Genomic DNA, 11,917 nt, shown 5'->3' with positions numbered 1-11,917 from the left:
TACCTCTTCGACGTACTCCCTGACATGACTCCATCCTTCCCAAGGAACGGAGTCTCCGGACACGCCGGGACGATTCAGTCGGAGTTCGGCTCGGGTGGACCAGCGTCGCCGGTTAAGTACGTTGCGTTGCAGAAGGGCGAAGAACGACTCCATGGCGGCGTTGTCCCCGCACGCACCGACGCGTCCCATCGAGCCGTGTAATCCGTTGCGTGATAGTGCCTGGACAAATTTTCGGGACCGAAATTGACCGGATTCAATCGGAATGAACGATCGCCGCGACCGGTGAGCGCAACGCCACAGCATGGTCCAGCGCGGCCACCGCCAGGGACGACTTCATCCGCGAGTTCATCGAATAGCCAACAATCCGGCTGGAGTACACGTCCTTGATGGCGCAGAGGTAGAGCTTGCCTTCATCGGTCCGGTGCTCGGTGATGTCGGTCAGCCACACCTGGTTGGCCCCCCTGAGCGCTGAACTGCCGCTCGACGAGGTCGTCATGGACCGGAGGTCCGGATCGGCGGTTCAGTCCTCGCTTCTTGGCGAAGATCGACCAGATGCGCTCCTGGGAGCACAGTCGAGCGACGCGGTTCTCCCCGGCGATGATCCCGCGACCGGGCAACTCGTCGGCGATGAACCGGTATCCGAAGACGGGGTCATCGGCATGGATGTCGCGGGCGGCGTTGATCAGGTGCGCATCGTCCCAATCGCGCTGCGACAACGGTGCTTTGCGCCATTTGTAGAACGCCTGGGTGGAGAACCCCAGGACCCGGCAGGTCACCGTGACGGGCACGCCGTCAGCGGCAAGGTCAAGGACCAGCGGGTACATCATTTTGGGTTGGCGTCCCGGGACAGGTAGCCGACCGCGCGGCGCATCACTTCGGCTTCCTGCTCGAGGAGTTTGATCCGCTTGTGCGCTTCGCGCAGCTGTGCTGATACATCATCACCGGCTGCCGCGCACCCGGGCCGGTCGACGCCATCATCACGGTCGGCGATCTTGAGCCAGCGATGCAGGCAGGCCTCCGAGATCCCGAAGTCTTTCGCGATCTGGCGCAGCGGCGCCTCGCCCTTGCGGGCTACAGCGATCACGTCAGCACGGAACTCAGCAGGAAACGGTTTCGGCACGGGGTTGATCCTTCCAGCAAGGACGAATCCTCACAGGTCAGGAATCAACCAAACCGGGGGCAGTCCCGTTTGCTGGCCTGCCGGATGACGTGTGCAACGACGTCGCGCTTGTTATAGCAGTGGCTGTACAGCAGCGGGTGTCCAGCACCGAAAACCAAAATGACTGGACAACCAGTCAGTCTAAGGCTAAGGTGTTTCGGACCGGGCGAGAGGAGGCCAAGTGGCAATCGAGGGTGGAAGCCTGGAGGGCCCCGGTAAGTCGGGCGCGATCCTCGATGCATTCACGCGTCATGTTGCCGAAAACGGTTATCACGGCACAAGTTTCAGTGCGGTGGCAGCCGAACTGGAAATATCGCAGGGTTTAATCTCGCATCACTACGGCACGAAGGAACGACTGCTCGCGACCCTGCACGCTTCCTACATGCAACGTCGAGTGCATGAGGAGAAGCGGATCGTATCGGAGCTTGGTACTCCATCGGAGCGGCTCGCCGGATTGCTATACGCGTTCATCCTGTATCAGGTGATTGATCGGTATCGGACGGTCGCGTTCCAGCGCGAGGTGGCGAAGTTCGCTGAGGAATCAGAAGACTCCGAGGGGCGCAAGTTGCGAGCCGAATACGTCGGCATCGTGCACGAGGTATTGGAGGCGGGGATCGCATCGGGCGAATTCCGGGCCGTCGACACAAACATACGGACCCAGTTGATCTTTGGCGCCGCGCATTGGGCGTGGACATGGTTCAACCCAGACGGGCACAACAGCGCCGAGGAAGTCGGTGCGGAACTGGTTGATCTGGTGCTCGGGTCCCTGTTGGTTTCGCGTCGTCAGTTGGCGCGGCTCACCGACGCCGGCGGGGCCATCGTCTCGACCGTGCTCGACATCATCACCGACACAGACGCTGCACCGGTGATGCGTGCGAACCAGTCAAAACCGCGGCAGGGGCTCGACGGCCCATCATCTGCCGCCAAGAAACGACCTGGCAAGGGGGGCCGATGACACTTCTCGTCATGCGGCGCCTGTCGTCTCTGGGCGTTCAGCGGTTGGAGAGATCAGTTATTGGGCTTGTCAGTACGGCAGTTCAACGTCGCCCCGCTGACGCGCCGGCTTCAGTTCTTCGTCGCTATGGGAAAGAAGACGTGGCATCCAGTGAACCGGTGCTGGCAATCCGGTTCGCTTCCCAATGCACCGGCGCAAGGGGGGTCTAGTGACAATCGTCGACGGGCCACAGCGACGGGTAGCCGAGCGATCGGCCATCGGGGAGATCATCAGTTTTCTACGCCGCTATCTGCAAAATCACCCGGTGAGGTCGCTGGGCACCGTCGGCGGCCAGGTGGTGCTCGGGTTCCGCGCCATTCCGACCTTGTTTGTCGACCTGTTCACCGGCCGTTTCGTGGTCGGCGAGTTCATCAATCAGACCGCATTCATGGCCGGAACAGTGTTTCTCCCCACGGTCCTGGTGACCATACCGATCAGCGTCGTACTGTCAATCCAGTTCACCCTGCTGGCCGGGCAAGTCGGCGCCGAGTCGCTGGCCGGCGCGGCAACCGGGCTGGCGGTGATCCGCCAGGGGGCCCCGCTAGTGGCGGCACTGCTGCTCGCTGCGGCGGTCGGTTCAGCAATATGCGCAGACCTGGGATCGCGGACGATGCGCGAAGAAATCGATGCGATGGAGGTGATGGGAGTGTCGCCGGTCCGGCGCCTGGTCGTTCCGCGGCTTGCGGCGGCCATTGTGGTGGCGCTTGCGCTAACCGGAGTGACGTGCTTTGTCGGATACGTCGCGAGCTATCTGTTCAACGTCTACTTGCAGAACGGGACGCCAGGCTCGTTCATCGACACGTTTTCCTCCTTCGCCACCATCGGAGACTTCGTGCTAGCCCTCGTCAAGGCGATCATCTATGGCGCGATAGTAGCAATTATTAGCTGCCACAAAGGTTTAGACACCCGCGGCGGTCCCGCCGGGGTGGCGAACTCGGTGAACGCGGCCGTGGTCCAATCAGTGCTGTTGCTGATGATTGTCAACGTGGTGCTGACCGAGCTCTACGTTATCGTCTTCCCACGGCAAACCATCTGACCATGGCTGCTCCGACGCGGTACCAGAACCCGGGCGCTCGCCCGGTTACTCAGGCTGCCGAAGCTGCGAGCCGGACGGTCGCGCGAGCCGGCCACTTAGTTCATTTCTTCGGTCGCACCGTCGTCTCGGTTCCCACGATGATGCGGTCGTACCGACGGGAAATGCTGCGACTGCTCTCGGACATCTCCTGGGGCAACGGGTCGATCGTCGTGGGCGGCGGCACGGTCAATGTCGCGGTGGTGCTGGGTCTGACCGCGGGCGCCCTGGTCGCCGTGGAGGGATATAACGCGTTGAACCTGCTGGGCCTGGGCCCGGCAACCGGCTTGATCTCCTCGTTCGCGAATACCCGCGAACTCGCGCCGATCATGATCGCTATGGCGTTCATCGCCCAGGCAGGATGCCGGTTTACAGCGCAATTGGGCGCTATGCGGATCAACGACGAGATCGACGCCATGGAATCCATGGCGATCAATCCGGTCCCCTACCTGGTGGCGACCCGGGTGGTGGCCTCGGTCATCGCCGTCGTTCCGTTGTTCCTGACCACCCTGGCGATGGCCTTCTTGTCTGCCCAGCTGGTCAGTGTGGTCGCCGGCCAGTCTGCCGGGACATACCTGCACTACTTCTCCATGTTCGTCAACGCCCGCGATGTCATGTTTGCGACGATCAAGGCCTCTGTTTTCGTCTTTCTCTCCTCGACGATTCAGTGTTATTACGGCTACTTCGCCAGTGGTGGTCCCGCTGGGGTGGGAGTGGCCGCAGGGCGGGCAATGCGGGCAAGTATCACCGTCGTCATGATCGTGAACATGTTGTTGACCATGGCGCTTTGGGGCGTCCAGTCCGGGGCCAGGTTCGGGGGCTAATGATGCCAAATTACTTCGACGTCGACCCGCGCAGCCCATCCGACCGCATGATGTTCGTGGTGGGAGTGTGCTTCATAGTCGTTGCGGCCCTTACTGCGGCAGCGGCGATCGCCAAATCCGAAGGCACCTTCGACAACCTTGTGCGGGTCAACGTCGAGCTGGTCAACATCGGAGATGGTCTGCCGGCTCGCTCGGACGTGAAGTTCCGCAATGTTTTGGTGGGGTCGGTGTCCGATGTCACGCCATCCCGGAGCGGACGGCCGAACGTCGTCCACGTGAACCTCAAGCCTGAGTACGCCGCCGGTATCCCCAACACCGTCACCGCACGGGTGGTCCCGGCCAACCTCTTCGCGGTGTCGGCGGTCCAGCTGGTGGACAACGGGAAGGGTACGGGATCGTTGCGATCCGGGTCTGTCGTGCATGAGGACAAAACCCTCCCGACGGTGTTGTTCCAGAGCGTGTTGGCCAGGCTGCGCGAGTTGCTTGCCGCGGTGGCGCACAAGCCCGGCGATAACAGCGTCGGAGTGCTGGCAGCCTTGGCAGATGCCACTCGCGGCCGCGGCCAACAACTGACCGACGCCGGACACCAGCTGAACGACATTCTGGCGCAGTTGAATTCAGTGGTCAGTGCTGATGGCACCGGATTCACCACCCTTTCTGCATTGACCGCCGCCGCTGACGGGTTGCGCAGCGTGTCCCCTGAACTCTTCGACGCGCTGGACAGCTCGATCCAGCCGATGCGAACCATCGCCGAGAAGCGTTCGCAACTAACTAATTTTCTGTCCGCAGGGCTCCGGACAACCGGGACGCTCGGCGATGCCTTCGACCACCAGACCGACCGGTTGATCGCCATCAGCACCCAACTGACGCCGGCGCTCGGGGTGATCGCCGACCATGCAGGCGAGTTCCATGGCATATCGACCCGGATGCAGACACTGGCCAACAAGTTCTACGACGAGATCTGGGATCACAACGCGAATCTCTTCATCGCCAAAATTGTCATCGCGTTCAACCCGACCCGTACCTACGTTCGTGCCGACTGTCCCCGCTACGGCGCGCTGGAGGGGCCTAGTTGCCACACCGCACCGGAGGTGCCAACAGCCCCAGATCTCATGCCGGCATTGGGCTCGATGGGCTACCTGCCCACGCCCGGGTTGTCGGAGAATCGTCCCAACCTCGGCACGCCGCGCAACTCGATGCCCGGATTTCCGCAGGGACCTCCGGCGCCGACTCCGCCGGCGGGGGTGGTTCCTCCGCTCGCACCCGGCGCCGCGCAGCTGCCCGACAGACCTCCCGCCCCGCCGCCGGACCCGCCGCAGCTGCCCGCCGAACTACCGAGTCCCGCACCGGTTCCCGTGCCGGCCGATGTGCAGCCACAGTCGGCGGTCATCGGCGGCAACGTCGGGCCGGTCGGCAGCCGCGAGGAGAAAGATCAACTCGGGCGCATCGTGGGCGGGCGGGCCACCGCCGCCACCGAGCTGCTGTTGGGCCCGTTGGCGCGCGGCATGACGGTCCACGTCACGCCAGACCTGGGAGGTGAGCGGTGAGGGCGTATCGCAGGGCGTTGATTGGTGTGGCCGCCTTCATGGCCTTCGCGATCACGGTGACCTGGATGGTGTTCGCCACCCTGCAGCGCGAGGTTGCAGGCGCGACGAACACGTATTCGGCCATTTTCACCGATATTTCGGGCATGGCGCGGGGGGACGACGTCCGGGTGGCCGGAGTCCGGGTTGGCCGAGTCGACAAGATCGACCTAGTCGGCACACTGGCCAAGGTGACGTTTCGCGTGCAACGCAGCCAGCCCCTGTACACCAACACGGTGGCATCGGTGATCTACCAGAACATTATCGGACAGCGGTACCTCGGACTGTCCCAGGGGCCCGGCGACCGTCACACGCCGTTGCCGAATCACGGTGAGATACCCAAGGAACGCACCAACCCGTCCCTTGACATCTCCTACCTGCTCAACGGGTTCGAGCCGCTGTTCACTCAGCTGGATCCCACCCAGGTGGACAATCTGACCACCGCCATCATCCAAGCATTGCAAGGGGATTCGGGCTCCGTTCTGGCGCTCATTACCCAGGCGTCGGCGTTGGCGGAAACGTTGGCCGGCCCGGATCAGGTACTCGGCGATCTCATTGGCAACCTCGACGAGCTGATGGGTAGCCTGTCGGCGCAGAGCACCAATCTGCAGACCATGATCCGGGAATCCCGGGATCTGATGGCAGAACTGGCCGGCCGCCGCCAGGAGCTGGTCGCGTCGGTGGGGGCAATCAACTCGACGACCGCACGGTTTGCGACGATCGTCGACAACATCGCCCCCGATGCCACAGAGTTCGTCGGCCGGCAACCCGGTTTCCTCAATTACGGGCTGCACGACGGCCGTCCGCGAATTGGCTATATGGCGGCCAATCTTCCGTTCCTGCTCAAAGGCCTTGCCCGGGTCACCCAGGAAGGCAGCCACATCAGCACCTACCCGTGCGACCTCGACTTCGCCCTCTGGCGCGGCCTGTTCTTCTGGTTCCGGGGATTCGTGGCCTCGGCGACCCCTGGAGACAACATCACCCCGGGTTATCTCAACAAGGTCAAACACACCCAGGTTTGCAGGTAGCCGCCATGTTTGATCGGTTCAGGCGTCCCATCGAGTCATACCACCAGATATGGCTAGGGGTGATCGCGCTGGCGGTCATCGCCGCGGTGCTGGTGGGTGTGGTCTCGTTCGGCAAGCTCAACGTGGGTAAGACGCGCTACTACGGGGAGTTCGCGCAGGCCGCCCAGATCAAGAAGGGCAACCAGGTCACCGTCGCGGGAATTCAGGTCGGCATCGTCGACGGTGTCCAACTCGCCGGCGACCATGTCGTGGTCGCCTTTAACGTCCGCAACGATGTGCACCTGGGCAGCGCCACCCGGGCCGCCATCAAATTGACCACGATCCTGGGCTCGCGCTACCTCGAATTGTCGCCGGCCGGCCCGGGAGGCCTCGACCACAAGACGATCCCATTGGCCAACACTGAGGTTCCCTATGATCTACAAAAGACCCTGGCCGGTGCGACGAGTACGTTTGAGCCGATCGACGCCGAGCGTGTCGTCGAATCGGTGAAAATGCTGAACAACAATCTGCAGGGTTTGCCCGATGCACTGCCGGAAGCGCTGACCAACCTGCAGTCGCTGGCAACCATCATTGCGGATCGACGCGATCAACTCGGCGCCTTACTGTCCAACGCCGACAAATTGACCACGATGCTGCGTGACCAGAGGGCCGACCTCGGGGCGCTCGTGCTGCAGGCCCGCGACCTGTTGGCTGAGATCGCGACCCGCCGCGCCGCGGTGCAACAGCTCTTCACCAGCGTGACCACGGCGGTCGATCGGGCGAAGACGATCCTGGGCGACGAGCCGACCATCAACCAGCTGCTGGTCGATGCGCGGGAGTTCACCCAGATGATAGTCGACCACGACGCATTGCTGCGAAACATTTTGCAGTCGATGCCGATTAGCGTCCGCAACCTTGCCAACATGACCGGTAGCGGGAACGCTCTCGACTTCAGTGCCCCAGGCGGTCCCTTTGTCGACTCGTGGATGTGCGCAGTTAGCGGGCGGGCCAAACAGTTCAACCTGGTCGAATACTTCAAGGACTGCGAATGAGCCGGAAGGTCAAGCTGATCGCCGCGGTGTTGGCCGCCGCGGTGGTCCTGATAGTGACAGGTGCGGCCGCGATTCCCCGCCTTGTCCGCCACCCGATCACGGTAACCGCACAATTCGAGGATGCGGTCGGACTCTATGTGGGCAACGGAGTGTCGGTACTGGGCATGACGGTCGGGAAGGTGACCAGCATCGTCGCCAAGGACAACTATGTGGAGGTGAAATTGGCGATCGATGACGGGATTGACGTCCCGGCGAACGCTCAGGCCGTTACGGTGTCGAACTCGATTCTGACCGACCGGGTTGTCGAGCTCACGCCGCCGTATCGTGGGGGTGCCAAGCTGAAGAACGGCGACGTTCTGGGTCTGGGTCGTACCCGAACCCCGGTGGAATTCGACCGGACGCTGGCGATGATGGACAAGCTGGGCAAGGCGTTACACGGCGACGCGAACGGTCAGGGGCCGCTGGGGGATTTGGTCAACCTCAGTGCCGATATAACCTCGGCCAAAGGGCGCGACATCAAGGCGGCCCTCGACAAACTGTCGCAGGCGCTGCGTGTCGGCGCCGACAAGGGGGCCGGCAGCAACAAGAACATCCAGGCGATCATCACCAGCCTCGCAGAGCTGACCCAGGCGGCCGCCGACAACGACGCCACAATCCGCCAATTCGGGTCCAACCTGCGGCAGCTGGCCGCCATTCTCGCCGACGAAGACCTCGGCTCCGGCAGCACCGGCGCGAAGGCCAACGGGATCCTCGCCGAAGCAGCCCGTCTGCTGGAGGGCAACCGTGACTCGCTGAAGGACACCTTCGCCAACGCCCGCGCCATTGCCACAACCCTCACGGACAACCGCCGGGAGTTGGAGGAATTCCTCGATGTGGGGCCACTGATGGTCGACAACATTTACGACGTCATTGACCCTGTTGCCGGCAGCCTTCGGTTGCATCTGCTGACCGACAAGGTGTTCTTGAACAGCCAGTTCGGCAAGGAAATCTGCAACCTGATGGGGCTCAAACAGCTCGCGTGCGCCACGGGAACGCTGCAGGACTACGGGCCGGATTTCGGGTTGACCAAAATGCTGGACCTGATGGGCAACGGGATCAGTGGTCAGCCATGACTAACTACCCTATTCGCCGCGGAGTGCGGAGCCTGGCGGTCATCGCGGCGATAACGTTATTGGCCGGCTGTTCCACCGGCCTGGACCGCTTGCCGTTGCCCGCACCCGTGGCCGGCGGCCAAAGTTACGCGCTGACAGCCGTATTCTCCGATGCGCTGAACCTTCCGGCGAAGGCGAAGGTCAAGCTGTACGGCGCAGAAATCGGGGAGGTCGATTCGATCGCGGCACAGGACTTCACTGCGCATGTGAACATGCGGATCCGCGCCGACGTCCCTCTGCAAGTCGGTGTGTCCGCCGAACTGCGGTCAGCCACCCCGCTGGGCGATGTCTTCGTGCAGATCACACCGGACCCGCGCCAGGCCACGGGCGCGGGTCTGCTGCATGACGGCGACACCATCCCGTTGAAATCCACCGCCGCGGCTCCGACGATCGAAGATCTGCTGGGCTCGATGACCCTGCTGATCAACGGGGGCGCGGTGCGTCACCTGGTTTCGATCCTCAACGGCGCGGGCCAGGCGGTGGGCGGGCGGGGCGAACAGGTCGGCACGCTGCTACGTCAGAGCAGCGACTTGCTGTCACGGATGACGGCGCGATCGGCACAGCTGGATGCCGCGCTCCGGCGCACCTCCGAGCTGGCGGCGACAATGTCGGCACGCCGGGCCACGCTGGACGAATCGTTGACCGCCGGTGCGCCGGCAATGGCGGTGATCTCGGACAACACCACCCGGATCGCTGACCTGGCCGATAGCGTCGCACGCATCACCCGCCAGCTCTCGCGGTTTCCCTCCGTCCAGGGCACCGACACCCGCAGCATGACCGCCGACCTGAACCGCCTGGCCGGTGTGTTCAACGACATCTCCGTCGACCCCGACCTGTCGCTGATGCCGTTTAACCGGCTCGTGGGAGTGTTGATGCACACCACCAACTCGACGGCGGTGCATGGCCACGGTGTTATCACACAGCTCACCGGCGGCCCATGGCCCGGTAAGAACTATCCCGGCGATCCCGGGTTCCATTGGCCGGATGGGACTGACTGGCATCTGATGGTCGGCAGCCTGCGATACGAGTGGAATCTTTTGTTGGACAAGATCTATGGGGACCAGCGATGGAACCCGGCGGAACCGGGTCAAGTGCTAGGTCCGCCGAAGTGACGACGGCGCCCAACCCGCTGGAATGGTCGGCCCGGCTGGTCGTCGACTCGGTCAGGGCGGTGGCACAGCGTCGGATCCTCGTGTCCTGCATGGCACTTGGCATCACCTTGGTCGTGGCATTCGCCTATGTCGCTATCGGCGGCCTGGGGATCAACCCCGCGCACGGGTCGATGTCGGTGAGGGTCTTGTTGCCGGAGTCGGGCGGGCTGTTGGAGAACCAGGACGTCACCCTGCGCGGGATCCGGATCGGCCGCGTCAGATCGGTCAACCTCACCGAGTATGGAGTAGAGGCGGTGGCCGTGATCAACGCTGATGTGCGAATCCCACGGGACAGCCCCGTCCGGGTGTCGGGTTTATCGGCGGCCGGTGAGCAGTATCTTGAATTTCGGCCGGAACATGGCGGTGGGCCGTTTCTGACGGATGGCGCGATAATCGACGAACACCAGGCCGCCATTCCGGTGTCGCTGCCGCAGATCATCGACGACAGCCGCGGTGCCCTGGCTCAGCTGGATCCAAAGAAGCTGGCGGCTCTGTTCGGTGAATTGCGCGTCTCGCGCGAGGGGCCGCAGAAGCTGGCGGCTATCTTCGATGGCGCGATTTTTCTGTCCTCCACCCTAGATGGCGTGCTGCCGCAGACCGTCAGTCTGTTGCGCACCACCCGGACAGTGTTCACCACATTGGGCGACGTCACTCCGGGCCTGCACCAAACCACGGTCGACCTGCAAGAAATTCTGGGCGGCGTGAACAAGATGGATGGCGGGTTTCGCACCCTCGTCGACCAGGGCAGCGGCCAATTGGCCACTGTCGATAACCTCCTCGCCGACAACCGCGACAACATTGTGCAACTGCTCGGCAATCTGACGACGCTTTCGCAGCTGCTATATCTACGGATACCGGCCCTGCAGAACTTGTGGCGTCCCGACCACGAGTCGCTGATCGACCGCGTAGCCAGTGTTTTCCACGACGGCGGTGTCTGGGTAGCCGTGGACCCATACCCGAAGTACCGCTGTGACTACGATCTTCCGCGCCGGCCGCCTACGCAGGCGGACTTCCCCGAGCCGTACCGCTACACCTACTGCAACAACCCCGACCCTTCGGTGCTGGTCCGCGGCGCGCGCAACGCACCCCGCCCGCCCGGTGATGACACCGCAGGCCCGCCGCCCGGCTATGACCCGCAGGCGCAGACCGATCCGACACCGAACTATCCGCCCTACACCTTGCCCACCACTTACGCGGGACCCCCGCTGCCCACGTGGATACCGAACTGAGCGCAGGAGTCGCAATGTCTAAGCGAACACAAACCAAGGACGTTTTCGACAAGCTCGATGAGCTGGACGCGACTGTGGAGCCGGAGACCACGCCGGCGCCGCCGCCCGAAACCGATTCCTGCGCACCGCAAGACGAGACCGCCACGAGCGGTGAAGAGGGCGGCCCTGAAGACGGCGAAACAGTCGACGGCCAGGCCCCGGGCCGACTGCGGCGCCGGGGCCCCGCCGCGCTCGTCGTCGTCGTGGTGGTCGGTGCCCTCGGGCTGTCAGCATTCTTGGGCTGGCGGCTCAAACAGGTCGACGACACGGCCGCGGCCGGCCGGGCGGCCCTAGAAGCCGCACGCAACTACGCGGTCATCCTGACCACCCTGGACGTCAAGAACATCGACATGAACTATCAACAGGCACTCGACGGTGCCACGGGGGAATTCAAGGATCAATACAGTCAAGGGTCGGCGCAACTGCGCCAGGTCCTGATCGACAACAATGCGGGAGGAAAGGGCATGGTCATCGACGCCGCGATCAAATCGACGACGAAAGACAAGGTCGAAGTGCTGTTGTTCGTGGATCAATCGGTCACCAACGCCGTCAATCCCAGCCCCCGTATCGACCGCAACAGGGTGCAGATGACGATGGAGTTGGTCGACGACCGTTGGCTAGCAAGCAAAGTCGAAATCCTCTAGCGCGGTAGGGTG

At 63.2% G+C, this 11,917-nt stretch carries 10 protein-coding genes and 1 pseudogene; 10 read left to right on the top strand and 1 reads right to left on the bottom strand.

The features are described from left to right. Positions 1-75: 75 nt before the first annotated feature. Positions 76-1,120: pseudogene (locus tag A5648_RS22265) on the bottom strand (IS3 family transposase); the annotation flags it as partial. Positions 1,121-1,340: 220 nt separating this feature from the next. Between A5648_RS22265 and A5648_RS01860 the strand changes: the two are divergent. The 10 genes from A5648_RS01860 to A5648_RS24285 all read left to right on the top strand — a co-directional run bounded on the left by A5648_RS01860 (position 1,341) and on the right by A5648_RS24285 (position 11,905). Continuing rightward, entirely contained in the window at positions 1,341-2,114 is a 774-nt protein-coding gene (locus A5648_RS01860) for a TetR/AcrR family transcriptional regulator (RefSeq protein WP_065022915.1), read from the top strand. 208 nt (positions 2,115-2,322) lie between these two features. After that, positions 2,323-3,189 (top strand): MlaE family ABC transporter permease, encoded by an 867-nt coding sequence (locus A5648_RS01855; RefSeq protein WP_428844297.1) that lies wholly within the window; start codon positions 2,323-2,325, stop codon positions 3,187-3,189. 2 nt (positions 3,190-3,191) lie between these two features. Next, positions 3,192-4,049, top strand: coding sequence for an MlaE family ABC transporter permease (locus A5648_RS01850; protein WP_065022913.1), 858 nt, complete (start codon positions 3,192-3,194; stop codon positions 4,047-4,049). 2 nt (positions 4,050-4,051) lie between these two features. Next, positions 4,052-5,596, top strand: a complete 1,545-nt coding sequence (locus A5648_RS01845) for an MCE family protein (protein WP_065022922.1) — start codon at positions 4,052-4,054, stop codon at positions 5,594-5,596. A 38-nt stretch (positions 5,597-5,634) separates the two neighbouring features. Beyond that, entirely contained in the window at positions 5,635-6,660 is a 1,026-nt protein-coding gene (locus A5648_RS01840; protein ID WP_065022923.1) for an MCE family protein, read from the top strand. A 5-nt stretch (positions 6,661-6,665) separates the two neighbouring features. Then, a complete protein-coding gene (locus tag A5648_RS01835; RefSeq protein WP_065022912.1) occupies positions 6,666-7,691 on the top strand; it encodes an MCE family protein in 1,026 nt (341 codons plus the stop codon). Beyond that, entirely contained in the window at positions 7,688-8,803 is a 1,116-nt protein-coding gene (locus A5648_RS01830) for an MCE family protein (protein ID WP_065022911.1), read from the top strand. The genes A5648_RS01835 and A5648_RS01830 overlap by 4 nt, the downstream gene beginning before the upstream one ends. Then, entirely contained in the window at positions 8,710-9,954 is a 1,245-nt protein-coding gene (locus tag A5648_RS01825; protein WP_234787255.1) for an MlaD family protein, read from the top strand. The genes A5648_RS01830 and A5648_RS01825 overlap by 94 nt, the downstream gene beginning before the upstream one ends. Beyond that, a complete protein-coding gene (locus A5648_RS01820) occupies positions 9,909-11,222 on the top strand; it encodes an MlaD family protein (RefSeq protein ID WP_082966281.1) in 1,314 nt (437 codons plus the stop codon). Before A5648_RS01825 ends, A5648_RS01820 begins: the two co-directional genes overlap by 46 nt. Further along, positions 11,207-11,905: an Mce protein gene (locus A5648_RS24285; protein ID WP_234787253.1), complete on the top strand. Its 699-nt coding sequence runs from the start codon at positions 11,207-11,209 to the stop codon at positions 11,903-11,905. The genes A5648_RS01820 and A5648_RS24285 overlap by 16 nt, the downstream gene beginning before the upstream one ends. The last annotated feature ends 12 nt before the right edge of the window (positions 11,906-11,917 follow it).

This window comes from Mycolicibacter sinensis, from assembly GCF_001673565.1.
In the GTDB taxonomy this organism is placed as follows: domain Bacteria; phylum Actinomycetota; class Actinomycetes; order Mycobacteriales; family Mycobacteriaceae; genus Mycobacterium; species Mycobacterium sinense_C.
Note: the sequence above shows the minus strand (reverse complement) of the source record. Positions and strands in the feature narration are given on the sequence as shown.